Annotated in this window: 28 protein-coding genes; 9 read left to right on the plus strand and 19 right to left on the minus strand. The window is 65.9% G+C overall.

Annotation, left to right across the window (positions count from 1 at the left end):
• Positions 1 to 109 precede the first annotated feature (109 nt).
• Positions 110 to 586 (plus strand): hypothetical protein, encoded by a 477-nt coding sequence (locus ACT2BZ_RS09730; protein ID WP_457940743.1) that lies wholly within the window; start codon positions 110 to 112, stop codon positions 584 to 586.
• A 44-nt stretch (positions 587 to 630) separates the two neighbouring features.
• Here the strand turns inward: ACT2BZ_RS09730 and ACT2BZ_RS09735 are convergent, their stop codons facing one another.
• The 5 genes from ACT2BZ_RS09735 to ACT2BZ_RS09755 are packed head-to-tail and all read right to left on the minus strand — an operon-like array spanning position 631 to position 2992.
• Complete coding sequence (locus tag ACT2BZ_RS09735; RefSeq protein WP_457940744.1) at positions 631 to 936, minus strand: urease subunit beta; 306 nt, start codon at positions 934 to 936, stop codon at positions 631 to 633.
• Positions 937 to 938: 2 nt separating this feature from the next.
• Positions 939 to 1529 carry a HupE/UreJ family protein gene (locus ACT2BZ_RS09740; protein ID WP_457940745.1) on the minus strand — a complete coding sequence of 197 codons (591 nt, stop codon included), beginning with the start codon at positions 1527 to 1529 and terminating at the stop codon, positions 939 to 941.
• A gap of 37 nt (positions 1530 to 1566) precedes the next feature.
• Entirely contained in the window at positions 1567 to 1824 is a 258-nt protein-coding gene (locus tag ACT2BZ_RS09745) for a DUF1272 domain-containing protein (protein WP_457940746.1), read from the minus strand.
• Positions 1825 to 1835: 11 nt separating this feature from the next.
• On the minus strand, positions 1836 to 2138 hold the full coding sequence (locus ACT2BZ_RS09750; protein WP_457940747.1) for an urease subunit gamma: 303 nt from the start codon (positions 2136 to 2138) through the stop codon (positions 1836 to 1838).
• A gap of 14 nt (positions 2139 to 2152) precedes the next feature.
• Positions 2153 to 2992 carry an urease accessory protein UreD gene (locus ACT2BZ_RS09755; protein WP_457940748.1) on the minus strand — a complete coding sequence of 280 codons (840 nt, stop codon included), beginning with the start codon at positions 2990 to 2992 and terminating at the stop codon, positions 2153 to 2155.
• Positions 2993 to 3204: 212 nt separating this feature from the next.
• Here ACT2BZ_RS09755 and ACT2BZ_RS09760 point away from each other — a divergent pair, with 212 nt between their 5' ends.
• From ACT2BZ_RS09760 to ACT2BZ_RS09770, 3 genes are all read left to right on the plus strand, one after another.
• Complete coding sequence (locus ACT2BZ_RS09760) at positions 3205 to 3462, plus strand: acyl carrier protein (protein ID WP_457940750.1); 258 nt, start codon at positions 3205 to 3207, stop codon at positions 3460 to 3462.
• 1 nt (position 3463) lies between these two features.
• Entirely contained in the window at positions 3464 to 4675 is a 1212-nt protein-coding gene (locus ACT2BZ_RS09765) for a beta-ketoacyl-[acyl-carrier-protein] synthase family protein (protein WP_457940752.1), read from the plus strand.
• 106 nt (positions 4676 to 4781) lie between these two features.
• The gene (locus tag ACT2BZ_RS09770; protein ID WP_457940753.1) at positions 4782 to 5486 is read left to right on the plus strand and encodes a glutathione S-transferase family protein; all 705 of its coding nucleotides are present in this window, start codon (positions 4782 to 4784) and stop codon (positions 5484 to 5486) included.
• A 13-nt stretch (positions 5487 to 5499) separates the two neighbouring features.
• Here ACT2BZ_RS09770 and ACT2BZ_RS09775 read toward each other — a convergent pair whose 3' ends face one another.
• The 4 genes from ACT2BZ_RS09775 to ACT2BZ_RS09790 form a co-directional block, all read right to left on the minus strand.
• A complete protein-coding gene (locus ACT2BZ_RS09775) occupies positions 5500 to 5790 on the minus strand; it encodes a hypothetical protein (RefSeq protein ID WP_457940755.1) in 291 nt (96 codons plus the stop codon).
• 93 nt (positions 5791 to 5883) lie between these two features.
• Positions 5884 to 6492, minus strand: a complete 609-nt coding sequence (locus tag ACT2BZ_RS09780) for a nucleoside triphosphate hydrolase (RefSeq protein WP_457940757.1) — start codon at positions 6490 to 6492, stop codon at positions 5884 to 5886.
• A gap of 90 nt (positions 6493 to 6582) precedes the next feature.
• Complete coding sequence (locus ACT2BZ_RS09785) at positions 6583 to 7575, minus strand: diguanylate cyclase domain-containing protein (protein WP_457940759.1); 993 nt, start codon at positions 7573 to 7575, stop codon at positions 6583 to 6585.
• 105 nt (positions 7576 to 7680) lie between these two features.
• Entirely contained in the window at positions 7681 to 9450 is a 1770-nt protein-coding gene (locus ACT2BZ_RS09790) for a methyl-accepting chemotaxis protein (RefSeq protein WP_457940761.1), read from the minus strand.
• Between the two features lie 260 nt (positions 9451 to 9710).
• Between ACT2BZ_RS09790 and ACT2BZ_RS09795 the strand changes: the two genes are divergently transcribed.
• The 3 genes from ACT2BZ_RS09795 (at position 9711) to ACT2BZ_RS09805 (ending at position 11724) form a co-directional block, all read left to right on the plus strand.
• Positions 9711 to 10553, plus strand: coding sequence for a D-alanyl-D-alanine carboxypeptidase family protein (locus ACT2BZ_RS09795; RefSeq protein ID WP_457940762.1), 843 nt, complete (start codon positions 9711 to 9713; stop codon positions 10551 to 10553).
• A 128-nt stretch (positions 10554 to 10681) separates the two neighbouring features.
• Positions 10682 to 11128, plus strand: a complete 447-nt coding sequence (locus tag ACT2BZ_RS09800; protein ID WP_457940763.1) for a group III truncated hemoglobin — start codon at positions 10682 to 10684, stop codon at positions 11126 to 11128.
• Between the two features lie 143 nt (positions 11129 to 11271).
• Positions 11272 to 11724, plus strand: coding sequence for a pyridoxamine 5'-phosphate oxidase family protein (locus tag ACT2BZ_RS09805; RefSeq protein WP_457940765.1), 453 nt, complete (start codon positions 11272 to 11274; stop codon positions 11722 to 11724).
• A 15-nt stretch (positions 11725 to 11739) separates the two neighbouring features.
• On the opposite strand, the gene phnE (ACT2BZ_RS09810) is transcribed toward ACT2BZ_RS09805, so the two are convergent.
• From phnE (ACT2BZ_RS09810) to phnD, 4 genes are all read right to left on the minus strand, one after another.
• Complete coding sequence (phnE, locus tag ACT2BZ_RS09810; RefSeq protein WP_457941265.1) at positions 11740 to 12552, minus strand: phosphonate ABC transporter, permease protein PhnE; 813 nt, start codon at positions 12550 to 12552, stop codon at positions 11740 to 11742.
• Complete coding sequence (gene phnE, locus ACT2BZ_RS09815; RefSeq protein WP_457940766.1) at positions 12552 to 13355, minus strand: phosphonate ABC transporter, permease protein PhnE; 804 nt, start codon at positions 13353 to 13355, stop codon at positions 12552 to 12554. Before phnE (ACT2BZ_RS09815) ends, phnE (ACT2BZ_RS09810) begins: the two co-directional genes overlap by 1 nt.
• Positions 13355 to 14173, minus strand: coding sequence for a phosphonate ABC transporter ATP-binding protein (phnC, locus tag ACT2BZ_RS09820; protein ID WP_457940768.1), 819 nt, complete (start codon positions 14171 to 14173; stop codon positions 13355 to 13357). The genes phnE (ACT2BZ_RS09815) and phnC overlap by 1 nt, the downstream gene beginning before the upstream one ends.
• A 71-nt stretch (positions 14174 to 14244) precedes the next feature.
• Positions 14245 to 15192: a phosphate/phosphite/phosphonate ABC transporter substrate-binding protein gene (gene phnD, locus ACT2BZ_RS09825; RefSeq protein WP_457940769.1), complete on the minus strand. Its 948-nt coding sequence runs from the start codon at positions 15190 to 15192 to the stop codon at positions 14245 to 14247.
• Positions 15193 to 15436: 244 nt separating this feature from the next.
• Between phnD and ACT2BZ_RS09830 the strand changes: the two genes are divergently transcribed.
• On the plus strand, positions 15437 to 16228 hold the full coding sequence (locus ACT2BZ_RS09830) for an inositol monophosphatase family protein (protein WP_457940770.1): 792 nt from the start codon (positions 15437 to 15439) through the stop codon (positions 16226 to 16228).
• Here ACT2BZ_RS09830 and ACT2BZ_RS09835 read toward each other — a convergent pair.
• The 3 genes from ACT2BZ_RS09835 to ACT2BZ_RS09845 are packed head-to-tail and all read right to left on the minus strand — an operon-like array spanning position 16218 to position 20599.
• Positions 16218 to 17294 carry an ABC transporter ATP-binding protein gene (locus ACT2BZ_RS09835; RefSeq protein ID WP_457940771.1) on the minus strand — a complete coding sequence of 359 codons (1077 nt, stop codon included), beginning with the start codon at positions 17292 to 17294 and terminating at the stop codon, positions 16218 to 16220. The genes ACT2BZ_RS09830 and ACT2BZ_RS09835 overlap by 11 nt on opposite strands.
• Entirely contained in the window at positions 17294 to 19570 is a 2277-nt protein-coding gene (locus ACT2BZ_RS09840) for an ABC transporter permease (protein ID WP_457940772.1), read from the minus strand. Before ACT2BZ_RS09840 ends, ACT2BZ_RS09835 begins: the two co-directional genes overlap by 1 nt.
• Positions 19571 to 19573: 3 nt before the next feature.
• Positions 19574 to 20599, minus strand: a complete 1026-nt coding sequence (locus tag ACT2BZ_RS09845; protein ID WP_457940773.1) for an ABC transporter substrate-binding protein — start codon at positions 20597 to 20599, stop codon at positions 19574 to 19576.
• A 183-nt stretch (positions 20600 to 20782) separates the two neighbouring features.
• On the opposite strand from ACT2BZ_RS09845, the gene ACT2BZ_RS09850 reads away from it, so the two are divergent.
• On the plus strand, positions 20783 to 21250 hold the full coding sequence (locus tag ACT2BZ_RS09850) for an NUDIX hydrolase (protein WP_457940774.1): 468 nt from the start codon (positions 20783 to 20785) through the stop codon (positions 21248 to 21250).
• 34 nt (positions 21251 to 21284) lie between these two features.
• Here ACT2BZ_RS09850 and ACT2BZ_RS09855 read toward each other — a convergent pair whose 3' ends face one another.
• The 3 genes from ACT2BZ_RS09855 to ACT2BZ_RS09865 are packed head-to-tail and all read right to left on the minus strand — an operon-like array spanning position 21285 to position 25355.
• The gene (locus tag ACT2BZ_RS09855) at positions 21285 to 22718 is read right to left on the minus strand and encodes an FGGY family carbohydrate kinase (protein ID WP_457940775.1); all 1434 of its coding nucleotides are present in this window, start codon (positions 22716 to 22718) and stop codon (positions 21285 to 21287) included.
• Positions 22715 to 23965 carry an NAD(P)/FAD-dependent oxidoreductase gene (locus ACT2BZ_RS09860; protein ID WP_457940776.1) on the minus strand — a complete coding sequence of 417 codons (1251 nt, stop codon included), beginning with the start codon at positions 23963 to 23965 and terminating at the stop codon, positions 22715 to 22717. The genes ACT2BZ_RS09855 and ACT2BZ_RS09860 overlap by 4 nt, the downstream gene beginning before the upstream one ends.
• Positions 23958 to 25355, minus strand: a complete 1398-nt coding sequence (locus ACT2BZ_RS09865; RefSeq protein WP_457940777.1) for an FAD-dependent oxidoreductase — start codon at positions 25353 to 25355, stop codon at positions 23958 to 23960. Before ACT2BZ_RS09865 ends, ACT2BZ_RS09860 begins: the two co-directional genes overlap by 8 nt.
• Positions 25356 to 25500 lie beyond the last annotated feature (145 nt).

Here is a 25500-nt window from a genome sequence, read left to right on the forward strand (position 1 = left end):
TGCTCGAAAGTCCATTTTCGCCGCAATCGCCGGGCACGATGGCGGCGGGGCGAAATGATGGAACCGGGCCACACACCCTGCGTTGCGTCGCAGAATGAGGGAGAACGCCATGCATTCCGCACGAACATTCCGCGCCGTCTCGCTTGCCGCGCTGACCATGCTGGCCGCGGCGCCAATTGCGCAGGCGCAGGGCCTCGACAGCGACCAGGCGATCGATACGATCGTCGGATCCGAGGTCGACGAACAGGAGACGCGTTCGATTGCCGCCATCAACGATGTGCTCTCGGCGATCGACAAGACTGTCGAAACGACGGGCAGGGTGCGCAAGGTGACGACGCTCGACACGGTCGACATCGTCTTCCTGAGCGATGCCGCACAAGCCGAGGGCGGTCCGCCGCCCCAGATCGAGGCAAGCATCGCCGCACACCAGGACGAGATCGCCGAGCTGCGCAAGGAACTCGAGGGCAACGCCATGCTGTTTCACGCTGTGGATTCGCGCAACGTGCTGATGCGCGACATCATCGCAGTGGCGTTCAGCGATGACAGCAAGGTGACGATCTATGCGGCGACCAAGCCGCCGAGCTGAGCCTGAACGGCCCGATACCGACACACCTGCCGGCGCCTTCCTGCTCACAGCTTGCCCATGACCTGCTGGCGAAAGCCGTAGATTTCGCGCTTGCCGCCGACCGGCACCAGCGTGACATCGCGCTCCTGGCCGGGCTCGAACCGGACGGCGGTTCCCGCCGCGATATCGAGCCGCATGCCGCGCGCCCTGTCGCGGTCGAAGCGCAGCCCCTCGTTGGTTTCGAAGAAGTGGTAGTGGCTGCCGACCTGGATCGGTCGGTCTCCTGTGTTCGCGACGCGAAGGGTCACCGTGGCGGCGCCCTTGTTGAGTTCGATCGAGCCGGGGGCGGTGATGACTTCGCCGGGGATCATGGTCAGGCTCCCATCGCCATCACGAGACCGGCGACGGCGGTCGCGCCACCCATGAAACGGATCAGGATGCGGCCCGTGGAGCTGCCAAGCAGGCGGCCGAGGCCAATGCCCGCCAGGTGAAGCAGCGCCGTGGAAACGGCGAAACCGAGGCCGAAGACGAGTACGTTCGCTCCGCCTAGCTCACCCCCATGCGCGTAGCCGTGGAACAGTGCAAAGGAAGCGACCAGCGCCATGCCGGCGCCGACCGGCACCGTGTAGGCGGCCGCTGCAAGCAGACCGAGCACCACCACCGAGGCGAGGATGGTCGGCTCGACGAAGGGGAGCGCCAAGCCTGAGAGCGCCAGCACGAAGCCGACTGCCATGGCGCCGACGAAGGCTGCCGGCACCAGCCAGACGACGCGCTTCTCGCCCTGCGCGCCGAGGAGCGAGGCCCACAGGCCGACGGCCAGCATCGCCAGCACATGGTCGAGGCCGAGGAATGGGTGCGCCATTCCCGCCGCGAGCGAGCCACGGTCGAGGGCACCCGGATGCGCGAAGGCCGGCGACGCGGCGGCAAGCGAGGCGATGGCGGCGAAGGCGAGACGTCTGGTCATGGATGGATTCCTGTTCATTCAGGCAGTGAAATCGGCCTCAGGCAGCTCGTGCAGGCGGCGAACATCCCTCTGCCTTGAGCACGCGCTCCGTCGAGGCGGGGTGTTTTGCCAGCATGGCCGCTGGACGGATAGGGCGCGGCGAGAAATTGCCACCGCAATTGGGGCAGACGCCGCCGAGCACGGCTTCGACGCAATCGGCGCAGAAGGTGCATTCATAGGTGCAGATCATGGCATCGGTCGCGGCTGGCGCAAGGTCCTTGTCGCAGCATTCGCAATTTGGCCTGAGGTCGAGCAATGGAGAGCCTCCTAGCGGATCGGTTCGTGCACGGTGACGAGCTTGGTGCCGTCGGGAAAGGTCGCCTCGACCTGCACGTCGTGGATCATCTCGGCGATGCCCTCCATGACCTGATCGCGGGTGATCACATGGGCACCGGCTTCCATGAGATCGGCAACCGTGCGTCCGTCGCGCGCGCCCTCGACGACGAAATCGGTGATCAGCGCGATGGCTTCCGGGTGGTTGAGCCTCACGCCGCGCTCCAGCCGCTTGCGCGCCACGATTGCGGCCATGGCGACCAGCAGCTTGTCCTTTTCCCGGGGCGTCAGGTTCATGCTGCCGAAAACTCCTAGATTGACCAAACCTTGGGCAGGCCTGCCTGTCCGTTGAGCAGGCCGATCAGCGGCACCAGCCGCTGGCGCAGCCGGTAGCTGTCCCCGGCAACGAGCCTCGCAAGAAGCTTGCCAGTTCCGGCCACGCTCCAGGCGCTGGCGCCGCCGTCCTCGCCGACGATGTCACGCACCGCGGCGAGGCGCTCCTCCGCGTCCTGCGCGACGACGAGCAGCGTCGCAACGGCGATCCCGCCGCGGGTGACGGCGCCGAGGCCGAGCGTCGCGGCGGTGTCGGGACCGATGGCGAAATCCTCGGCATGGATCAACCTGCCGTTCTGCCGGATGCGCCAGCGGTCGTGAAAGTCGGCTTGCCGCACGGCCTCGCCCATGGCGAGCCGGCCGAACACGGTGGCCTCAAGGATCAGCGCCTCGGCGCCCTCGGCGAGATCGGCCTCGAGCCTGCGGGCAAATGCGGAACGGTCGAAGACGATGGTTTCCTGCGGCAGCCAGGCGAGTCGCGCGCCCGGGCCCGCGATCAGCCGGACATCGACTTCTGCGCGGCCCGAACCGGTGCGATAGAGCCTTTCGCAGGCCTGCGTCGTGACGGTGACCGAGGCGCCGGTCTCGGCTTCGACCTGCCAGGCGACACGGTCGCCGCCCGTCAGCCCCCCGGCCGTGTTGATGAGCACTGCTTCCAGTGGGTCAGCGACAGTGGCCGGCATGCGGATCTTCGCGGCACCGTCCTGGTGCAGCCGGGCAAGCCGGGTGCGCCCGGCAACGCGCCGGACGACAAGCCTGCCGCGCGCCGCGACGCGTTGCGCCGCGAGCTCGAGCATATCGCCGGTATCCATCAGCATCTCTTCATTTTTCCTGCCATATGGTCGGGCACCCGGAACGCTTTGTCGAGCACTTCCGTTGTTGCCTCACGACGTTTCGCTTCCTATAGAAGACAGCTTCCGGGCAGTTGCCCAAAGATCCAGCGTCATCCCGACGGCCATGCCGCAGGACGGAAGATCAGGGGAATCTGCGTTAGCCATAGGGGGGCAACGCACTATTTTGGAAGGACGCAATGGCTGATCAGCTTGCAGACGACATCATCGCCAAGATCATGGCTCACGCCGAGCCGGACGGTGGCGAGATTGGCCTGGATACGGAGCTGACCGCACTCGGAATTCATTCGCTCGAGCTGACCGAGATCATTTTCGATCTCGAAGAGGCCTACGACATCGAGATCGAGATGAATACTGTTGAGGCGTGGAGCAACCTGTCGAATGTCGGTGACATGGTTGAGGCCGTGCGCGACCTGATCGCCAAGAAAAACGCCTGACGTGACAAGACAGCGTATTGCCGTCACCGGCATTGGCGGCATCTGCGCGCTCGGCAATTCCGCACCTGACATCTGGGCCGCGATGCGCGCCGGTCGCTCGGCCATCGGCGAGATCGAGCACGCGCCGATACACGAGTTGAAATACCGCATCGGCGCCGAGATAAAGGCGCTGCCGGAGCATGGCCTCGACCGCAAGCGGATGATGACGATGGACAGGTTCAGCCTGCTGTCGGTGATCGCCGCGGGTGAGGCGCTGCGCCATGCCGGGCTGACGGTCGACGCGTCCAACACGCGCCGTGTCGGCACGGTGGTCGGCGTCGGTACCTTCGGCGTCGAATGCGTCGAGGAAAACTACCGCACGCTGTTCATCGAGAAGAAGCCGCGCGCTTCGGTGTTCTCGGTTCCGCGTACGATGCCGAGCGCACCTGCCGGCCAGATCAGCATGCAATACGGCCTGCGCGGGCCCTCCTTTGCCGTCACCTCGGCCTGCGCCTCGTCCAACCACGCCTTTGCCTCGGCCGCCGACCAGCTGCGGCTCGGCCGCGCCGACGTGATGATCGCCGGCGGTGCCGATGCGCCGCTTGTCTATGGGCTGATGAAGGGTTGGGAGGCGCTGCGCGCGCTGGCCAGAGAGACCTGCCGGCCGTTCTCGGCCGACCGCGACGGGCTGGTGATCGGCGAGGGTTCCGGCATGCTGGTGCTGGAGACCTTCGAGCACGCGACAGCGCGTGGCGCGACCATCCTCGCCGAACTGGCGGGCGTGGGCATGTCGGCCGACGCAGGCGACATCGTGGCGCCCACGGTCGAGGGGCCGACGGCAGCCATGCTTGCCTGCCTCGAGGATGCCGGCCTGGCGCCCGGCGACATCGACTACATCAATGCCCACGGCACGGGCACAAAGGCCAATGACCAGATCGAGACGGCTGCGATCAGGCGCGCCTTCGGCGCCGATGCCGACCGCCTCTCGGTGTCGTCGACCAAGTCGATGCACGGCCATTGCATGGGCGCTTCCGGCTCCATCGAGGCCATTGCCTGCATCATGGCGATCCGCGAGAGCATCGTGCCGCCGACCGCCAACTACCGAGAGGCGGACGCAGACTGCGACCTTGACGTGACGCCGAACGAGGCGCGCCGGCGCGAAGTGCGGGCGGCGATCAGCAATGCCTTCGCCTTCGGCGGGACCAATGCTGTGGCGGCCTTCACGAAGGCTTGACCGGGCGGGATGCCGGCCTATCTGGCGTCCCGGCTGCACTGTGCCCATCTTCGGCTTCCGGCGGCAGCGTCGGAGACAACCCACCCGCATCGCTTCGGAGCCTCGCATGACCGGTCTCTCAGCCTTCCCCATCGCCTCCCGCTGGGAGGCCAAATATCCCGACCGCCTGCAGCTCTATTCCTTCCCGACGCCGAACGGCGTGAAGGTGTCGATCGCGCTGGAGGAGATCGGGCTGCCCTACGAGGCGCACACCATCAACATCTCGGCCAACGAGACCTGGACGCCGGAATTCCTGTCGCTCAACCCGAACGGCAAGATCCCGGCGATCATCGATCCTGACGGGCCAGGCGGCGAGCCGATCTGCCTGTTCGAGTCCGGAGCCATCCTGCTCTACCTCGCCGAGAAGACCGGCAAGCTGATGCCGCTCGATCCGGCGCTGCGCTACGAGACGGTGCAATGGGTGTTTTTCCAGATGGCAAATATCGGCCCGATGTTCGGCCAGCTCGGATTCTTCTACAAGTTTGCCGGCAAGGAAATCGCCGACAAGCGGCCGCTGAACCGCTACGCCGACGAATCAAGGCGGCTGCTCGGCGTGCTGGAAACACGGCTGACCGGGCGGCGCTGGTTCATGGGCGACGAGTTCACCATTGCCGACATCGCGCATGTCGGCTGGCTGCGTAGCCTGCTGCAATTCTACGAGGCGGGTGAACTGGTGGGTATCGATGCGTTCCCGAATGTCCAGGCGTGGCTCGAGCGCACGCTGGCGAGGCCAGCCGTTGCGGCCGGGCTGACCATTCCGGCGCGTTCCTGAACCGCCGGAGCGGCTAGCGCTTTTCCTTGGAGTGCGTATCGGACTTGCTGAACAGCGAGGTAATACCCTTAACGGCGCTGCCGATACCGGCCAGCGCGCGTGCGGCGATCGACTGGTCGTCGGTCGCCCTACGGCCCTTCTGACGGGTCTGCCCTGAAGCTGTGGCGGACATCACCTGCCTCGGCGCTGCCTTGCCGAATGTCTTCTTGACGTCCTTGGTGCGCTCGGCGGGTGGCGTGCCGCCAGCTGGCGGCTGAGGACGTACTGTGCGCTTGGTGACTGTCTTGCGTGGCTTCGCGGCCATTGCTTGCTCCCTGGCCCGCAAAATGACGCGGGACCCTTCCGGAAGAACGTCCCGAATTCCTTTCAGTTCCGTTAACGCTGGCCGGCCCGGGCCTCATATCACCAGGTCCGCTTCGCGGCGGGAGCCGAGAACCCGGTCGACATTGGGCATGTCGTTGCCAGCCACCCAGGCGCGGGCCTCGTCGTCGGGCCTGCCATGTTCGCGCCAGCGTTCAAGCAGGCGCCGCTCAAGCTCGAAGCGCGGCACGTTGACGAAGATGGAGAAGTCGAAGCGCTCGCCGAGCCCCGACCACGGCTCTTCGTCTAGCAGCAGGTAGTTTCCTTCGACCAGGATGAACTTGACCTCGGGGGCGATCACCGCCGCGCCGGCGCGCGACAGTTCCATCGAGCGGTCGAACACCGGGATGGCTATGTCGGGTTCGCCCGAGCGGATGCGCTTCAGGAGGTTGTCGAAGCCTGCGAAGTCGAAGGTTTCGGGCGCGCCCTTGCGCTGGCGCAGTCCACGCTGCTCGAGCACCCCGTCGTCGAAATGGAAGCCGTCCATCGGCACGACGACGGAAAGACCCTCTGGCAGGACTTCGTGCAAGCTGGCCGCGAGTGTCGACTTGCCCGAGCCGGGGGGGCCGGCGATGGCAACGACGAAGCGCTGCTTCCCGGTGGCTCGCTTGAAGATGGCGGCGGCGATCGAAGCGATCTCGGACATGGTCTCCCCGGCGGTTCCTGGACGGCCATCTTGCCGTGCCGCGGCCGGGATTTCAAATGTTTCGCCGTCGAGTGCGCGGGAGGCTCGGCCCTAGAACTTGCCGGTCGCGCCGTAGAGCGAGAAGATCGCGCCGCCGCCCGTCTTGCTGCGTTCGAGCGCCTGTTCCGCCTTGACGAGAATTTCGTCGTTGCTGGTGGCGTCCTTCGGCGCGAAGGCGATGCCCATGGACAGGCGGACGATGATTTCCCGTCCGTCGATCTCGAAGGGCCGGGCAAAACGGCTTAGAACACGGCGCGCCAGCACGGTCGCGTCGGCGATCTCGTTGATGCCGGTCTGCACGATCGCGAATTCGTCGCCGCCAAGCCGCGCCAGCGTGTCGTTCTCGCGGATCGCGCCCGAAAGGCGTTCGGCGGCGGCGATGAGGAGCTTGTCGCCCGTGCTCTGGCCGAGGCTGTCGTTGATGGTCTTGAACCCGTCGATGTCGATGCTGTGCACCGCCATGAGCCCGTTGCGCTTGGCGAGCGCGATGGCCGTTTGCAGTCGGTCGGTGAACAACGTCCGGTTGGGCAGGTTCGTCAGCGCGTCGTGATGGGCCATGTGGGCGATCATCGACTGCGCGCGCCGCTGCTCCGTGACGTCGAAATAGGTGGTGACGAAACCGCCGCCGGAGACGGGAGAGCCACGGACCTCGACGACGGTGCCGTTCGGACGGGTGCGCTCGAAGACATGCGCCTTGCGCTGGCGCGCCCGGCGCATGCGTTGCGATACCTGTTCCTCCGGGTCGCCGGGTCCGTATTCCCCGCGGCGGGCATTGAAGCGGAACAGCTCCTCCATCGACGGATAGCCGGCGGAGAACAGCGTGTCGGGATAGTCGAGCATCTGGCGCAGGCGCCAGTTGCACAGCACCATGTCCAGATCGGCGTCGAAGACACAGATGCCGCCCGGAAAATTCTCCAGCACCGCTTCGAGCAGGCGCACCCGCTCGCGCAGGCCTTCCACGAAGCCGCCGAGATGGCCGATTGCCGACGCCAGCTGCTGGAGTTCGTTCCCCGGATCTGAACTGGCCCTTTTGGCCTGCCGCATTGCCCACCTGTCGCGCATCGGCGCTGTCTCTCGGCGTAAACGCTAGTAAACAATGCTTGCGGATCAATTAATCAGGCCGTCGGAGAGCAGAAGTCACCGCACTTGCTATCGCCTGAACTGGCGCACCGGCGATTGTGTTCCGTCGGAATAGGTTACCTGCACCGACATCGAGATGACGTCTTTGCCAACCTTGAAATAGGGCATGTAATCATTGGGAATCGCGTAGGGCTCCTCGGCGTCGCAGGGCGGCAGGTCGAGCGCCTTGTCGAGTGCGTCGCCATTGAGGCTGTAGCGTACTTCCTTGATGCCGCAGCGGTAGGAGACCATCTGCGTGAAGTAGACGAGGCCGGTATTGCCGCTGGCGTCAAAGGCGATCCACGAGGTCCAGAACTGGTCGAGCACCTGCTTGTTGCCCTCCGCAAGTGCGGCGTCGGGATCGAAGCGGATGTCGAACGGACCGTTCTCCTGGCCCCGGACGTCGGTGTATTTCAGCGACACGGTTCCGGCCGGGGTGTCATTGGGCACGACGAAGCTGGGATTGGGCATCGGCTTGCCGGTGGTCTGGTCGTTGTAGGCCAGAAAGCCGGTCTCGGTGAACGGTCCCTCGTTCCCGAGGCGCCATGAGATGCTGGAGGCGGATTCCGGCAGGGTGATCGTCACCATCCAGCCCTGATTGGAGCGTTGCGGCACCAGCTTCGGCGCAAACAGCGCCGGGTCTAGCACATTGCCGAGGGCTGCCAGCCGCCGCCGGGACGAATCCAGCCATTCGGCAAGCTGCGTCTGGTCGATGAAGAAGGGCAGCAGCCCGCCATCGGCTTCATAGGACAGGAATTTTTCCAGCGCCTCGGCCTCGGCGCGCTTGTCAGCGAGGGACTGGGTGCCGAGCCTGTCCTCGGAAAATTCGAGCGAGCGCAGGTAGTAGGCTGGTGCGAAATCGGGGTTTGCCGCTATGAAGTCGTTCAGCCGCGAAATGCGCTGGGCGTCGTCGAACTGCAGCGCATGGACCAGCTGGATCGACAGCGCCTTGCCCTTGCCGGCGAGCGTGCCGAAGACTTCGCGGGCGCCGGCCCGGCCGTCCTGGACGCGCAGCAGGGTGGCAAATCTGGTGTAGGGATCGACAGCATCGACGTCGAAACCGGCAAAGGCGAGGTAGGAGCGGCGCGCGTTCAGCATGTCGCCTGACTGCTCGTAGGCGCGGGCATTGTGATAGAACTGGTCGGGACGCTCGGGGTCCGCGATGATGCCGCCCTGCTGCGACAGGGTGGCGAAACCGCTGGCGATGGCCTCGACGGAGGCAGCGATCTTTTCGGTCGTCGCCTGAAGCTCTGCGGCCTGCTCCTGGCTCTTTTGCTGGCCGGCAGCGATTTCCTGCGTGGTCCTGTCGACCTTTTCGGTAGTCTGCTGAACCTGCTGGGTGGTCTGCTGGACCTCTTCGGTCGTCTGCTGCACTTCCTCGACCGTCTTCTGCGTCTCGGTAACGGTCTCCTGGATCGCTTCGACACGGGCCGATACGATGCCCATCGACTGCTGCAGCCCGGCAATTGCCGGCACCAGAGAGGCGAGCACGCCGTCCTCGGCGTCATCGGCCTGCTGCAGCGCAAAGACGCCGCCGGCGATCGCCGCTGTGGTGGTGGCGAAGACCAGCGCCGGCAGGGCGCGCGTCGCCAGAACGAGGCGGAAGGCGATGGCAACGGCCACGACCATCGCGGCGACCGCAGCGATCAGCGCGATATAGGCCGCGAAAGGCGCCAGCGGCTGCAAGATGTCGGCGATGAAGCCACCGACGGCGCCGAGGCCGGCCGCCCATTTGCCGCTGCGGCCGAGCGAGGCGCGCAGCACCGATTGCGCGCCGCCGATTGAACTGGTTTCGGTCATGAGAGCTCCCCTCGCAGGTATCCGGCATACCGCAGCGGAAGCCCGATCTCAAGAAGCCGGGGCTGGGACCGTTGCGGCCGATTTGTCCCCACCTGTTGCATAAAGGGAATGGCAACCGGGACGGTCATGGGTTAGTCGGGGGCAGGCAACCGACAAATGGCGTCATCCCAACGCACCGCATGATCCAGCAGCATACCCTGAGCCGTCAGACCTTCCCGTCGCCTCTTGCACTTCTTCGCCGCGCGGCGATCCTGTGTTTGATGCTGGTGGTAGCCGGCTGTTCGACCACGAGCACGCTGGAGCCGCCGGCACCGGTCAACCTGCCCGGCCCGGCCTCACGCTATTCCGAACTCGTCATCGACGCCTCGACCGGCGCCACCCTGCAGCAGATCGATTCGCGGGCGACGCGCTATCCCGCCTCGCTGACGAAGATGATGACGCTCTACCTGCTCTTTGAGGCGCTCGACCAGGGCCGCATAACGAAGTCGAGCCAGATCCCGGTATCCGCCAATGCGGCACGCCAGCCGCCGAGCCGCCTCGGGCTCAAGGCCGGGCAGACGATCGACGTCGAGACCGCGATCGAGGCGCTTGCCGTCAAGTCGGGAAACGACACGGCAGTGGCGGTCGGCGAGTTTCTCGGCGGCGGCAGCGAGGAGCAGTTCGCCCGGCAGATGACGGCGCGGGCGCGCCAGCTCGGCATGTCGGCCACCACCTTCAGGAACGCGTCCGGCCTGCCCGACGACGAGCAGCGCACGACGGCGCGTGACATGGCGGTGCTCGGCCTAGCCTTGCGCTCGCGTTTCCCGCAGCACTTCCATTACTTCTCGAAGCGCGAGTTCACCTTCAACGGCCGGACCATTCGCGGCCACAACGACCTGCTCGGCCGGGTACCCGGCGTCGACGGCATAAAGACCGGCTACATTCGCGCCTCGGGCTACAACATCGTCACCTCGGTCACCAGGGGCTCGCGCCGCCTCATCATCGTTGTCATGGGGGCCGACAGCGCCCGCGCACGCAACGCGCAGGTCGAGGTACTGATCGACAAGTATATGGCTCAGCCTTCGTCCGATGGGATGCTGGGCGCGCTTTTCAGCAAAAACTGACACCCATCGCCGAAAGCCGCGGCGGAAAATGACGCCCGGTTTGCCCCAGCGCAAAGACCTGGCGGGCCGATTGCGCATTGTCGCAGTGAACGCGGCCTTGCCGGCGACAGACGATGCAGGTTGCAGAAATGCCCACGAGAAATCCTCAAGCGACGCCGCCTGCGGCCGAGCAGCCGGTCGAGCATGCCGGACTGGACCGCGCCTTCATCGGCAGGCTGGTCCGCACCTTCTACGGACGCATCAGGCAGGACGAGCGTCTCGGCCCGATATTCGCGGCCGCCATCACCGGCGACTGGGAGCCACATCTGGAGAAGATGACGGATTTCTGGTGCTCGGTGATGCTGAAGGATGGCAGCTACCAAGGCCGCCCGGTGCCGGCCCACGTCAAGCTCACGACCGTCGTCGAGAGCGATTTCGCAATCTGGCTCCGTCTGTTTGGAGAGACGGCACATGATCTGTGCCCGCCCGATGTCGCGACTGCCTTCATCGAACGGGCCGAACGCATTGCGACCAGCCTCAAGCTCGCGATGTTCTTCCGGCTTCCGCCGCATGGCATAGGGAGCGTGCCAGCCTGACGGCGAGACGACGCGCAACGACAGAGGCGCACCGGGCGATTGACCGGGATCAACGCGCCTGCTGTTCGCCTGCGCGATGATGCCCGACATGTTCACGCGCCAGACTGCGGACCTGGTCCGGTGGCCGGCAGCAGGAGGACGCAATGATCATCAGGGAAATGAACAAGTCCGAATGCGCGGCAGTGATTGCGCAGGCGCGCGTCGCGCGGCTTGCCGTCAGTCGTGAGGACCAGCCTTACTTAGTGCCGGTGCACTTCGCCTATGCTGCTCCCTTCTTCTACAGCTTCACCATGCCCGGCCAGAAGATCGAATGGATGCGCCAGAACCCCAAGGTCTGCATGCTCATCGAGCAGTATTCAGCCGGGCGCGAATGGCGCAGCGTCGTGGCCTATGGCCGGTTCGAGGAGTTGCCAGACCGAATCGGCTGGAAGCGTGAACGCGACCACGCTTGGTCGATGCTGGGCAAGCAGGCAAGCTGGTGGGAACCGGGCGGGTTGAAGCCGGTGCCGGGCCCGTCGGCAAACGCTGCTGAGCACCTGTTCTACCGCATCGAGGTCGAGAGCATGACCGGCAGGCAGTCGGTCGACGCCGACTGAGTCATGTCGGCTGCCTCAGGTGATCGCTTCGCGCACCTTGGCCGAGACCCATTCCGAGACCACCACCGTGCCGAGGATGACGACGAAGATCAGCGTCACCTGCGGCCATGCCAGCGTGTTGAGCGAGGCCTGCAGCTGCAGGCCGATGCCGCCTGCGCCGACCAGGCCGAGAATGGTGGATTCGCGGATGTTGATGTCCCAGCGGAACACCGAGATGCCGAAGAAGGCAGGCAGCACCTGCGGAACGATGGCGTAGTCGATCACCTGCGCACGCGAGGCGCCGGTGGCCGCCACCGCCTCGACCTGGCCCTCGTCGATCTCCTCGATGGCCTCGTAGAGCAGTTTTGCGACGAAGCCGATCGAGCGCAGGCCGATGGCGACGATGCCGGCGAGAATGCCCGGCCCGATGATGGCCACCAGCAGCAGCGCCCAGATCAGCGAGTTGATGGAGCGCGAGGCAACGATAATGAACAGTGCCGCCGGCCGCACGAAATAGAGCGAGGGCGTGGTGTTGCGGGCCGCCGCGAAGGCGACAGGGACGGCGATGAGGATGCCCAGCATCGTGCCAAGCGTGGCGATGTTGAGCGTGTCCCACAGCGGCCACCACAGCCGCTCCATGTATGACCAGCGCGGCGGGAACATGCGGCTGCCGAGATCGGCAGCCTGCTCGGGTGCGTCCATGACGAAGGCCCAGATCGTGTCCTTCGTCATCACCTGCCAAGAATAGACGAACAGGATGGCGAGCGCGAACCAGCCGCCCCACAGCGTCCACTGCGCCGCCGTCGTGCGCTTCCTCCAGACTGGCACCGTACCCTGCTCCACCGGCATCACTGCACCCACTTGCGAACGAAGCCCGACGAATATTCGGCCAGCATGACGATGGCGATGATGATGAGCAGGATGGCGCCTGCGGAATCGTACTCGTAGCGGTCGATCGATGTGTTGAGCGTGGCACCGATGCCGCCGGCGCCGACAATGCCGATGACCGAGGATTCGCGGAAATTGATGTCGAGGCGGTAGAGCGCCAAGCCGATCAGGCGTGGCATGACCTGCGGCTGCACGGCGTAGTTGACCACCTGCCACCACGAAGCGCCGGTGGCGCGCACCGCCTCCGTCTGGGCCTCGTCGATGTCCTCGATGTCCTCGGCGAGCAGCTTGGCCATGAAGCCGATGGTTGCGAAGGTCAGCGTCAAGAATCCGGCAAAGGGACCGAAGCCGAACATCGCGACGAACAGGATGGCGACAATGATCTCCTGCAGGCTGCGCGAGATGGCGACGATCGAGCGGCAGACGAGATAGACCGGGAGCGGCGCGAGGTTGCGCGCCGCGCCAATGCCGACCGGGATGGCCAGGAGCACGCCGACGATGGTCGAGGTGACGGTCATGGTCAGGCTTTCGACGAGGCCCGAACCGATGTCGCGCCAGCGCGAGGTGAAGTCGGGGACGAGAAAACCCTGCAGGAAACGCCAGCCACGCTCAAGCCCCTCGTAGACGCGCGCCCAGTTGACCTCGACGCTGGAGACGGCGAGCACGAGGTAGATGATGGCGAATGCATAGATGCCCCAGCGCCAGCGCCAGTCCTTGATCAGGATCGGCGGACGCCGCCAGGTGCGCACGGCTTCGGCAGCCATCAGGCGAGACCCGCCATGCGCTCTTCGTCGGTGATGGTATCATCGTGATGGTCGCCGTCCTTGCGGCGCATCGCCGTCCAGTCCTCCTCGCCGTAGATCGAGGTCAGCACGTCGTCGGTGAGTTCGTCGGGCGTGCCGTCGAACACGACTTCGCCGGCCTTCAGGCCGATGATGCGCTGGGTGAAGGCCTGGGCCAGCACCACGTCATGGATGTTGATGATCGCGGGCAGGTTGCGCTCGGTGCAGATCTCTCCGATCAGCCGCATGATCTGGCGCGACGTTTTCGGGTCGAGGCTGGCGGTCGGCTCGTCGATCAGCAGCAGTTCGGGATCCTGTTCCAATGCGCGCGCGATACCGACGCGCTGGCGCTGGCCGCCCGATAGGGCGTCGGCGCGCTTGTCGGCGTGGTCGGTTAGGCCGACGCGGGCGAGCAGCGCAAACGCCTTGTCGACATCGGTCTGCGGAAAGCGGCGGCTGAAGGAACGCCAGAACGGCACGTAGCCGAGGCGGCCCGACAGCACGTTCTCCATGACGGTCAGCCGTTCGACCAGCGCGTATTCCTGGAAGATCATGCCGATGCGCCGGCGCGCCGTGCGCAGGCCGGCGCCGGACAGGCCGGTGAGTTCGGTGTCCCCGAGAAAGATCTTGCCGGCGGTCGGCTCGACCAGCCGGTTGACGCAGCGGATCAGCGTCGACTTGCCGGCGCCGGAGGGGCCGATCAGCCCGACCACCTGGCCGGCCTCGACGGTGAAGCTGACATCGTTCAGCGCGCGGTCGCCGGTCTTGTAGGTCTTGCCCAGATTCTTGACTGTGAGCACGGTTGCCCCTTCTTTCGCCTCGGAGGTTCAGGCCGGGACGAGCCCGGCCTGTCGCAAGTGCGGGGTCGCGCCTACTGGCAGGAATACTCGACGCCGTTGGCCTCGTCGATCTGGCGGATGACCGCCCAGTTGTCCTTGAAGGTGATCGGGATGAACTTGGCCTCGCCGGACTTCGAGAACTCTTCCTGCAGCTTCGAGCCCTCCCACGGGAAGGAGAAGAAGCCGTCCTTGATCTTGTCCTGAAGTTCCGGAGTCAGATTGTTGGCAACGCCGTAACCGGTGGTCGGGAAGGTATCGGACTTGTAGACCGTGACGATCTGCTCCGGCTTGACGACGCCGCGCTCGAGCATGCGCGCCATGACCGAATTGGCGATAGCGGCCGCCGGATAGTCCTTGTTGGCGACGCCCAGGATCGAATTGTCGTGCTTGCCGGAGAAGACCGGCTCGAAGTCGGTGCCGGCGACCATGTTGTACTCTGCCTTCAGCAGCGCCGACGGCGCCTTGAAGCCGGAGTTGGAGGTCTCGGAGGTGAAGGCGAGCTTCTTGCCCTTGATGTCCTCGACCTTCTCGATGCCCGAGCCCGGATAGGTGATGATCTCCATCTCGTAGCCGAAGGAATCGTCGGCCGAGGCCATCATGGCGAAGGGACGCAGCCCGGCGCAGGCGACGGCAAGCGGGTTGGAGCCGGTGTTGAAACCGGCGATGTGCAGGCGGCCGGCGCGCATCGCCTCGATCTGCGCGGCGTTCGACTGGACGGGGAAGAACTGCACCTTCTTGCCGGTCTTTTCCTCCATGTGCTTGAGGAAGCCGTCCCACACTTCTGCATAGACGGCCGGGTCCTCGACCGGCGTGTAGGCAAAGATCAGCGTCGACGGGTCGACCTGCTGGCTTGCGTCGGTGGGGATGTCGGCGATGAGGTCGCCATCGGCGTCCTGGTAGCGGCTGTCCAGCTTGAATTCGGCCTGGGACACAATGGTGGTGGCGAGCAGCATCGCAGCTGCGGCGAGCAGTTTTTTCATGAATTCCTCCCTTTGGATGTGCAGCCTGAGCCGGACCCGGCGAAAGGCTGCAGCAACGGCTTGCAGTTTTGGGGCACCGGCCTTCAATGTCCACCCCAAATTCGACAACCGGCAAACTATCCTGTGGCCGGAAACGAAGCCTCGGCCGCGGCCTGGCCGGTCTTGCCGCATCGACCCTTCAACGCGCCCGGCGCATCTGCTATCAGCGGCAGCAGATTCCTCCCACAGTCGAGAGCAGATGCCCATGGGACATGACAATGAAGCGCGGATGCAGTTCGCGGCAGAGCTGGCAAAGCGCGCCGGCGATCTGGGCATGGAGTATTTCCGCCGCCTCGACACGCTGACCATCGAGAGCAAGGGCCACCAGGACCTGGTCTCGGAAGCCGACCGAGACGTCGAGACCTTCATCCGTTCTGCGCTTGCCGAAAAATATCCGGACGACGCCGTCGTCGGCGAGGAGCACGCCCCGACGCCAGGTACCTCGGGCTATTCCTGGGTCCTCGACCCCATCGACGGCACGGCGAATTTCGTGCGCGGCATTCCGGCGTGGTGCGTGGTTATCGCCGGCTTCAGGGACGGCCAGACGGATGTCGGCGTGATCCACGAGCCGTCGACCGGCGAGAGCTTCTATGGCCGGCGCGGCGGCGGCGCCTATCTCAACGGCAAGCCGATCCGCGCGACCGGGGCAACCAGCCTGACCGAAGGCTCGCTCGGCACCGGCTTCTCCAACCGCGCGGAGGCAAACAATGTCGTGGGCCTCATCGCCGACCTGCTCGGCCAGGGCGGCGTCTATTTCCGCAACGCCTCGGGCGCGCTGATGCTCGCCTACGTCGCCGCCGGACGCCTGCTCGGCTATGTCGAGGAGCACATGAACGCCTGGGACTGCCTGGCCGGCATGCTGCTGATCGAGGAGGCCGGCGGCAATGTCGCGCCGCATCCGGCCGAAGTGCTGACCAAGGGAACGCCGGTGATCGTTGCCGGCCAGGGCGTCTACGACAAGGTCGAGGCGCTGGCGCAGGCCGCCTTCAGGAGCTGATGAGCACCGGGCCGCGCTCCGGGAACGCAAGCCCAACCAACTCGCCGGCCTTGGGGCCGGCGTCGACATTCGACGAGACGACAAAAACCTCGCCGAACTCCGTGCCGACGATGAATTCGAGATGGCTGCCGACATAGGTGGCCTTCTCGATCGTGCCGGGCAGCGTGCCGGGCGTTCCCGCCTCTGCAATGTTGATGCGGTTCGGCCGCGCCGCAAGCTTTGCCGCACCGGCCGAGTGGCCCCGCGCCGGCAGGTTCAGCGTCACCGGGCCGAGCCGGACCGCCGCCAAGTCGCCTTCCACGGAAACGACCTCGCAGTCGAAGATGTTGGCCTCGCCGATGAAGTCGGCAACGAAGGCGTTGGCCGGCGCGTCGTAGAGCTCGCGCGGCGTGCCGTCCTGCGCGATGACGGCGTTGTTCATGACGATGATGCGGTCGGAGACCGCCAGCGCCTCTTCCTGGTCGTGCGTCACGTAGACGACTGTCAGGCCGAGCTTCTGCTGGATCTCGCGGATTTCCTCGCGCACGCGGCGGCGCAGCTTGGCATCGAGGTTGGAGAGCGGCTCGTCGAACAGCAGCACCTGCGGTTCGAGCACCAGCGCGCGCGCCACGGCGACGCGCTGCTGCTGGCCGCCGGAAAGCTGGCTGGGCAGCCGGTCGCCGAAGCCGGTCAGGCCGACGAGCTCCAGCCCGGCATTGGCGCGGTCGTTGATCTCCTTCTTCGGGAAGCCGGAGAAGCGCAGGCCGTATTGCACGTTTTCCATGACGCTCATATGCGGAAACAATGCATAGGACTGGAACACCATCGACACGTCGCGGTCGGTGGCGGGCAGCGAGGTGACGTCGGCGCCGCCGATCAGGATCTGCCCGCTGGTTGCCATTTCGAGCCCGGCGATCATGCGAAGCGTCGTCGTCTTGCCGCAGCCTGACGGACCGAGCAGGGTGACCAGCTTGCCCGCCTCGACGTTGAGCGAGACGTCGTTGACCGCGGCCACCTTCGATTTGCCGTAGAACTTCGAGACGTTTCGAAACTCCACCGATGCGGCGTTGCTCTTGATCTCGGCCATCAGCCGCCTCCTGAAAATGCCGGTTGCCGGCCGGGCAGGCTGACATTGGTGCGCGATTGGGAAAGGTCGCCGTCGCCGCTGCTGCGGCGGCCGATGTTTCGGCTGCCGACGGCGAGCTGCATCAGGCCGATGACGGCGAGCATGACGGCGATCAGCACCGCCGAGTAGGCGATGGCGATGCCGTACTCGTTGTTCTCGACACGGCCGATGATGTAGCTGGTCGACATGTCGTAGCGGGCCGAAACCAGGAAGATGATGGCGCTGATGGCGGTCATGGCGCGCACGAAGGAATAAACCAGAGCGGCGAGGATGGCGGGCCTCAGAAGCGGCAGCACGATCTTGCGGAAGGTCTGCCAGGAATTGGCGCCCAATGTCAGCGAGGATTCGTCGAGGCTGCGGTCGATCTGCGACATCGACGCGACGCCGGCGCGCACGCCGACAGGCATGTTGCGGAAGATGAAGGACAGCACGAGGATGACGCCGGTACCCGTCAGCTCGATCGGCGGCACGTTGAAGGCGATGACGTAGGAGACGCCGATCACCGTGCCGGGAATGGCGAAGGACAGCATCGTGCCGAACTCGAAGGCATCCTTGCCGGCGAAGTCCTGGCGTACCAGCAGGTAGGCGGTCAGGAGTCCGATCGCCGCGGTGAGCGGCGCCGAGACGAGCGCGATGGTGATTGTGGTCCAGAAAGAGCTCCAGGCCGCGCCCTTCCAGTGGATGCCGAACTCGGTCCAGCCGATGGCGAAGGACTTCACGTAGTGGACAAGCGTCAGGCTGTTGTCGACGCCCCACAGCTTGACGAAGCTGCCGTAGAAGATGGTGGCGTAGACGAAGATCGTGAACAGCGCCCAGAAGCCGGCTATGGCGAAGACGGTGTATCGCAGGCCGGTGGGAAGCAGCGGATGGACGCCGGAATCACCCTTGCCCGAGACGGTGGTGTAGGATTTCTGGCCGAGCCAGAAGCGCTGCGCGTAGAAGGCGCCGAGCGTGAAGGCCAGGAGCACGATGGCAAGCACCGCGGCCTGCGCCTGGTCGTTCTGGGCGCCGACGATGGCGAAGAAGATCTCGGTCGAGAGAACGTCGAAATTGCCGCCGAGCACCAGCGGGTTGCCGAAGTCGGCCATGCTCTCGATGAAGCCGAGCAGGAAGGCGTTGGCCAGCCCCGGGCGCATCAGCGGCAGCGAGACAGTGCGGAAGGTCTGCCAGCGGCTGGCACGCAGTGTCTGGGCGGCCTCCTCCATCGACGGGCTGATGCCCTCGACGACGCCGATCAGCACCAGGAAGGCAATCGGCGTGAAGGCGAGGAGCTGAGCGATCAGGAGGCCGGGCAGGCCGTAAACCCAGCGCGTCGCCTGGACGCCGAAGAGTTCGGCGAACATCTGGGTGACCGCGCCCGACAGGCCGAACAGCAGGATGATGGCAAGGCCGATCACGAAGGGCGGCGTTATGATAGGCAGCACGGTCAGCGCGCGCAGGATGCGGCCATAGCGGAAGCCAGTGCGCGTGACGACCAGCGCGAAAACGAGGCCGAGCAGCGTGGTGAGTACGCCGACGAGGATGGCGAGGAAGAGCGAGTTCCAGGCGACGCCGCAGCCGATGTTCTGCGTGACACAGCCGATTCCCCACAGCCGGTCGCTGAAGATCTTCTCGACGAAGCTGGAGAGCGAATAGGTTCCCTCCTGCGTGATCATGGCATTGGCCAGCATCTGCAGGATGGGCATGAAGATGAAGAGCGCCACGACGGTGATGACGAAGGCGATGGTGCTGACGACGAAGACGTCGCCGCCGACCACGCCGCGGCCGGCGAGGCCGACGGAAAACAGGAAGAGGAAGGCGCCGGCGCACAACATGGCGCCGTAGCCCATGCCGAACTGGCGGTCGCCGAGCTCTCCGAACAGGGCCGTCAGCCATTCGAAACGCCAGCCGCGCAGGCCGATGGCGAAGCCCTGCAGCATCAGATAGGCAAATCCGATCGCACCGACGGCGATCAGCAGGCGACCGAAGAACGGGTCGTTTTTCTGCCGGTTCCAGAGCAGGAACGGCACAAGCAGCAGCAGTCCGACCGGCGCCAGCCAAGGCTTCTCGCCCTGCAGGGCCAGGAACAGCGCCGGCGCCACGTCGCCGTCGAACGGGTAGCCATCGAGCAGCCAGGAGAGCGTGAAGAAATTGGAGTCCGTGCCGTACCAGGGAAGTACGGCAAAGCCGATCAGTCCGACCGCCACCCACAGGGTGACGGTCGGATGAAGGCCATGGACCTCTTTATGCTGCCGCACGGTTTACTGCGGCAGGGTCGAAACCTCGTCGTCCCACTTCTTCAAGAGCCGCTTGCGTTCGTCGCTCGAGCCGTACTTCTTGAAGTCGTAGTCGATCAGCTTGATCGTCGACAGGTCGGGCGACAGCGGCGAGGCGGTCGCATTCTTGTTCGACGGCAGCTGGTAGGAGTTGGCATCCTTGGCACGCGACTGCATCTCTGCCGACAGCGCCCAGTCGTAGAACTTCTTGGCCGCTTCGGGATTCCGCGCACCCGCGATCAGCGACATCGAGCCGATCTCGTAGCCGGTGCCCTCGCAGGGCGCCACGGTGACGATCGGGAAACCGGCCGCCGTCTGCGCCACGGCATCGTGCATGAAGACGATGCCGACGGTGGTTTCGCCGAGGCCGGCCGCCTTGATCGGAGCAGAGCCCGACTTGGTGTACTGGTTGATGTTCTTGTGCAGGGCCTTCATGTAGTCGAAGCCCTTGTCCTCGCCGAACAGCTGCACCATCGTCGCCAGCGTCGTGTATGCGGTGCCCGACGAATTCGGGTTGGCGATCTGCACATGACCCTTGAACTCGGGCTTGGTCAGGTCTTCCCAGCATTTCGGCTCGGGCAGGCCGTTCTTGGCCAGCAGGTCCTTGTTGTAGCCGAAGCCGAGCGCGCCGGAATAGACGCCGATGGTCTTGTCGCCGGCCGCTTCCGCCTGGCGGATCGCCCAGGGCTGCAGCTGGTCGCGCATCGGCGAGACATAGGCCTCGGTCAGGCCTTCCTCGGCAGCCTGCAGGTGCGGGTCACCGGTGCCGCCCCACCACACGTCGCCCTTCGGGTTGCTGGCTTCCGCCTTGACCTGGGCGAAGGTTTCGCCTGAGCTCTTGCGGGTCATGTCGACGGTGATGCCGGTCTCGGCCTCGAAATTGGTCTTGATCTGCTGGCACCAAACCTCGTCGGCGCTGCAGTAGAGCGTCACGCTTTCGGCACGCGCCAGCGCGGTCCCCGAAAGCAGCATTGCGGCCATCGCGGCCGTTCCAAGATAGTGCTTCTTCATGAGCGGTTCTCCTCCCAAATTATTTCGCCGTCTAACAAGTAGCAAATTCTGCTATTACGGCAACCGATCCGTGGCAATTGTGTTGGAGTGCAATTCCGATACAGGGAGTCACGGAGCGCTTGGAGAGCGCCGGCAGACAGCTGGCGGAATGCATCGGCGACAGGGTAGGGTCCAAAAGACGGCATGGTCAAGCAGAAGCTCATCGTTGCGAAAGCCAAGAAGGGAAAGCCGATCCGGCAGGTCGCTGCCATTCCGTTCCGGCTCGATGCCGAGGGCAAGGTCGAGGTGTTGCTGATCACGTCGAACACCACGAAGCGCTTCATCGTTCCCAAGGGCTGGCCCATGAAGGGCAAGAGCGGCAAGAAGACAGCCGCGATCGAGGCGCGGGAGGAAGCGGGCGTCAGCGGCAAGATGCTGAAGACGCCGCTCGGTACTTACGACTACTGGAAGAGGCTGAAGACCCGCTTCGTCAAGATCCGGGTGACGGTTCACATGCTCAAGGTCGAGGAGGTGCTGGCGGACTGGGAGGAAAGCGCCAAACGACACCGCGCATGGCTGTCGCCGGAAGATGCCGCGCTGCTGGTTGACGAACCGGAGCTCGGCACGCTGGTCCGCTCTATAGACTTCAAGGGTGTTGCCGCGGCGGCTTGAGCAGCGTGGCGCGGCTAACCGCGCGGAACGAAACTCACCTGAAATTTCCGTAGGCCTGGATCGCCTGCCGCGCCGTCACGAACCGTTCGGCGCGTCCTGACGGGACGTCGCCCGGCAGCACGCGGCGACCGCTGCGCCTAAAGTCGAAGGGTTTCCCCACCGCCTCCGCCGCGAGTGCGGCGGCACCGACGGCGGTGAGCTCTGGTTGGTCGGAGACGATGATCTCGCGCTGCAGCGTGTCGGCCAGGAACTGGCAGAAGTAATGGTTGGCGGCCATGCCGCCGTCGATCGATACCGGCGCCGAAAGCGGCGCGGTTTCCTGCAGGGCGGCGGCCACCTCGCCCATGCGCAGCGCCACGCCCTCGAACAGCGCCTGCATCATGTCGGCGGGCGAGGAATCGAGAGACAGCCCGAGCCAGGCGCCGCGCGCCGAGCGATCCCAATGCGGGCAGGCAAGCCCGGCGAGCGCCGGCACGAAGGCGATGCCGCGGTCGATTGCCGCCGGCGCGTCGAAGGCGTCGATCTCCGCGAAGTCGGAAAACAGGCCGAGGCCGCGCGCCCAGTTGACGGCCGAGGAGGCGCTGTAGACGCCGCCGTCGAGCGCGAAGGTCGGCGCCTCGCCGGCCTTCTGCCAGGCGACGGTGGGCAGCGGCCCGCCGGCCTTCGTGCGCAGCAGATCGCCGGTAAGGGCAAGCGCGAAGGCGCCGGTGCCGAAGGTGATCTTGGCGTCGCCGGCCTCGCGGCAGCCATGGCCGTAAAGCGAGGCCTGCTGGTCGACGATGGAGGCGGCGAGCGGTACCGACCTTCCGCCGACATCGAGCGCGCCGAAATCGCCGGTGCTCGATACGATCTGAGGCAAGGCGTCGACCGGGACGCCGAAAAGGGCGCAGAGTTCGGCGTCCCAGCCGCAGGTGGCAAGGTTCATCAGCGAGGTGCGCGAGGCTGTGGCGACGTCGGTGACGAAGCGCCCGGTCAACCGGTCAAGGAAGAAAGCGTCGGTTGTGCCGAGCCGTAGCTGCCCCTTGGCGGCCAGCCGCGCCGCCTCCGGGATTTCGCGCATGATCCAGCCGAGCTTGGAGGCGGAAAAATAGGGGTCGAGCGGCAGGCCGGCGCGCTCCAGCACCGTGGCCTCGAGCCCATCGGCGGCAAGCCTTTCGATGTCGGATGCCGTGCGGCTGTCCTGCCAGACGATGACCGGGCTGATGGCGCGGCCGGTCCCGGCGTTCCATGCAAGGCAGCTCTCGCCCTGGTTGTCGAGGCCGATGGCGCCGATGTCAGGCACGGCGCCGGACGCGTCGAGACAGGCTCGCAGATTGCCGATTAGTTCTTCCGGGTCGTGCTCAACCCATCCGGCTTGTGGGTAGATCTGACGGTGCGGCAGCGAAGCCAGCGGCGTTACCTTGCCTGCTGCGTCGACGACGAGCGCGCGCGTGCTGGTAGTGCCCTGGTCGATCGCCAGCGTGTTCACTTTGCTTGCTCCCGCACGAAGAATTCTGCGGTACCCTTCCGGCCATCGGGCAGCATCGAGACCGGCACCGTCAGCCGCCGTTCTGGCACGGCCGAGAGCGGCTTGGACCACAGCTCGGTGCCGTCGATGCGCAGGCCGAGCCGCCCCTCGACCGGGCGTGTGACGCGCAGCTGGATTTTCGTCGCCGAACGCGGGCTGCCCGCGGGATAAGCGACCCGCTGCGGCACGGCGTATTTCAGCGCGTCGCTGGCCATCACCAGCCGCAGCCCCTCGCGCGGCTCGGGAAGGCTGCTCTTCAGGTCGTGTGCGATCGTGTTGCCGGCGCGGCGGCCCTCGGCCCAGCTCCAGCCGGCGGTTTCCACTGCACGCAAGAGGTTGCCGGCGGCGAAATAGGTCGGGTCGGAGCAGCGCCCGAACTGGTCGATGTCCGGCCCGCCGCTGGCGGGGTCGACGGCGAGGTGGCTGGCCCTGAGCAGCGAAGCCTCGGGCAGGAAGGCGCCGGTAACGATGACGCCGTCGCAGTCGATGTGGCGCGTGCCGCCGTCGGGTGTGACGAGGTCCACGCCGGTGACTTTCGAGCCGCCATGGATTGCGGAAATGCCGGTGTCGAGGAGAAGCGGAATGCGCAGGAGCTTGGGCAACAGGCGGGTCGGCCAGCGGGCCGTGACGCGGCTGGCGGGCTCGACCATGGCGACCGGGCGGATGCCCATGTGCCGGCAGGTCAAAAGTGCGGAGAAGGAGACGAGCTCGGTGCCGAGCACGACGGGACGCGAGAAGGGCTTCTGGTGATTGAGATAGACGAGCCCCTGCAGCGCTCCGGTGGACAGAACGCCGCCGGGCTTTTCGCCGCCGATCAGCCGTGCGGCGCGGCTCTTCTCGCGCACGCCGGTGCACAGAAGCACGCGCGTTGCCGCAAGCTCGGCAGCGCCTTCTGGCGTCGACAGGCCGAGCCGGCCACCAGGGTCGAGCGCGGTGACGGTGACGGAAGTGCGGATGTCGACGCCCGACTTCAGCGCCCGGGCGACCAGCCGCGCGGCGTAGTCGGGGCCGCGCAGCACGCGGTTGAACTCGCGCATGCCGAAGGGATAGTGGCCGCAATGGCGCGGTATGCCGCCGGCCTGCGCCTCGCGTTCCAGAACAACGACCGATGCGACGCCTGCCTTGCGCAGCGCAACGGCTGCGGCAAGTCCCGCCGGCCCGCCGCCGACGATGGCGACGTCGCAGCTTTGCGGCGCTGAATCAGCCATCGGCGGTTTCCGTCATCGCAACCGCAAGCCGGTCGCGCGTCATCGCGGCAAGCTCGGCCGAGCAGTAGAAGCCCTGGCAGCGGCCCATGGTGACACGGGTGCGGCGCTTCAGCCCGGCAAGCGTTTGCGGCGCCAGGGGGCCTTCCATCGCGGCCTCGACCTCGCGCCTGGTGACCAGCTCGCAATGGCAGACGATGCCGGCATTGCCCGCGGCGCGCCAGTCGCGCTGGCCCTCGTCGGTGAGCGCTGGAAGGCGCGGCCAGACGGGATCGGCAAGCGGCTGAGCCGGGAGGCCGAGCTTCACGGCGAGCGCCTGCACGTAGCGCGCCACGCCGAGTGCGGAGCTCAGGCCGGTCGAGCGGATGCCGCCGACGGTGATGTAGGCTTTGCCCTCATGCGCGCGGACCCGGTAGTCCTTGTATTCGGTCGCCGGACGCAGGCCGGCATAGATGGCGGTGACCTCCTCGCCGGCGAGCGCCGGCAGGATTTCCTCGCCGCGCCGGCGCAGCGCCGCGAGCGCGCCGGGCACCAGTTCAGCAACGCTGCGATCCTCCTGCTCCTCGGCAGTCGGTCCGACGAGCAGGTTGCCGTAGGCGGTTCGGCAGACCACGATGCCCTTGGTCGTCTTGCTCGGCACCGGCAGCAGGATGTGCGTGGTGAGCCGCGCGGCGGTCTTGTCGAAGACGACGAATTGGCCCTTGCGCGGCTTGATGTGGAAATCGCGCCGGCCGGTCAGCCGTTCGTCAACGATATCGCCATAGAGCCCGGCGGCGTTGACGACGAGGCGCGCCTGCACGCCGCCACGGCTTGTCTCGAGCCGCCAGGCGACGCCGTCATAGATGCCGCCCAGAACCTCGCAGTCGCGCCGGAGCACGGCGCCGTTCTCCATCGCCTGCAACAGATAGGCGTGCGGCGCCGACCACGGGTCGATGAGATGTTCGCGCGGCACGCGGAAGGCAGCGCGCAGCGTGCCGGCAAGCTCGGGCTCGAGCTTCAGCGCCTCGGTGGCCGTCAGCGGCTGGATGTCGGTGATACCATTGGTCCGCGCCTGCTCCATCAGTCCGGGCAGGGCCGCTTCCTGTTCCTCGGTCCAGGCGAGCACGAGCGCGCCAGCCCGCACGAGCGGCAGGTTAAGGCGCTCGCGAATGTCGAGATACTCGGCGTAACCGGCTTTGATGCAGGCGAGTTCCAGCGAGCCGGGCGGCGCGTCGAAGCCGGTATGCAGGATCGCGCTGTTGCCTTTGGAGGCGCCGTCGAGAATGTCGAGCGCCTTTTCCAGGATGACGACGCGGGCACCCTCCAGCGCGAACTTGCGCGCCACGGCGCAACCGATGACCCCGCCACCGATCACGGCAACGTCGAAAACCTCGGAGGAACTGTCCTGCGACATCGGTTGAGCGACTCTCCCGCCTGGCTCGCCGCCACGTGAGTGTGAATTGGGCAGTCATGCCCACGGAATGACCAATTAGTCAACGAAATCGGACTAATGACTACAAAACTTTGCCGCATCCAACAAAAAGCTGTTGACTTGGGCG

It is taken from the genome of Mesorhizobium sp. 10J20-29 (genome assembly GCF_054130485.1).